The following is a 355-nucleotide window of genomic DNA, read 5'->3' on the forward strand; positions in this document are numbered from 1 at the left end:
CTGCCTTTTGAGCCTTTGCTGCCTTGGGAACCTTTGCTGCCTTTTGAGCCTTTGCTGCCTTCTGAGCCTTTGCTGCCCTGAGAGCCATAACTTCCTGATGAACCATAGCTTCCTGAAGAGCCACAGCTTCCTGAAGAGCCCCAGCTTCCTGAAGAGCCCCAGCTTCCTGAGGAGCCGTGACTTCCTTTAGAACCGCTGCTGCCCTTTGACCCCTTAGAACCGCCGCTGCCCTTTGATCCCTTAGAGCCGCCGCTGCCTTTTGATCCTTTAGAACCGCCGCTACCCTTTGATCCCTTAGAACCGCCGCTGCCTTTTGATCCTTTAGAACCGCCGCTGCCTTTTGATCCCTTAGAAC

At 54.9% G+C, this 355-nt stretch carries 1 protein-coding gene; it reads right to left on the reverse strand.

The features are described from left to right. The coding region (locus tag GXK58_RS26890; protein ID WP_202171468.1) for a hypothetical protein at positions 1 to 355 on the reverse strand (355 nt) is incomplete at both ends.

The sequence above is a fragment of the Bacillus sp. USDA818B3_A genome (assembly GCF_009928415.1).
Lineage (GTDB): Bacteria > Bacillota > Bacilli > Bacillales > Cytobacillaceae > Neobacillus.